This is a genomic window from Falsirhodobacter sp. 1013, from assembly GCF_051195255.1.
Taxonomy (GTDB): domain Bacteria; phylum Pseudomonadota; class Alphaproteobacteria; order Rhodobacterales; family Rhodobacteraceae; genus Falsirhodobacter.
The window spans coordinates 1-567 of the sequence record NZ_JBNJLK010000057.1 but is presented as its reverse complement, the minus strand read 5'-3'; the positions used below and the strand labels follow the sequence as shown (position 1 = coordinate 567).

Sequence of the window (567 nt, the reverse complement as noted above, 5' to 3'; positions counted from 1 at the left end):
TGCATGGTCGTGGCGCTGCCATGACGAACGGCCCATAGGGCATCCTTCCATTCCAACAAAAGGATCGCACCATCAAACCGTGCAATCAGACACTTAGGCACTTTGGGTGACCGAAGGTGGGCCGCCGTGATCCTCCCTTGCATACATCCGGCGGCGCAACTGGTTCGGGATCTGGAGGAGATCGAGCCTGTGCTCTGCCCCCTGAAAATGGACCGTTTGAAGCTGGGATTTTTGGCGAAACTTCCTTGGCTGGGAAAGGAACCGAGAACGACGAAAGCATCAAGGCTTACGGAAGCGCAGAAGGCGTTCATCCTGAAGCAGGGCAAGGAAGGCACGCTGGTCGCGGAGATCTGCCGCGAGGCGGCGACCGACTTCAATTGGAAGAAGCGGTATGGCGGGCTGCTGCCCGACGAGATGCGGCGGCTGAAGGCGCTGGAAGAGGAGAACAGCCGGCTGAAGAAGATTGTGGCTGACCTGACGCTGGACCGGGAGATGCTGCAGGACGTCATCCGCCGAAAGCTCGTACGACAGCAGGCTTCAGCCGGTGGCGCCGGCTGGCTCACCCTG

Annotated in this window: 1 protein-coding gene; it reads left to right on the top strand. The window is 60.1% G+C overall.

From position 1 onward, the window contains the following. Window positions 1-207: 207 nt before the first annotated feature. Window positions 208-567 (top strand): transposase (locus ACSHZY_RS18920; protein ID WP_435171775.1); only part of this gene is annotated, 360 nt, incomplete at its 3' end.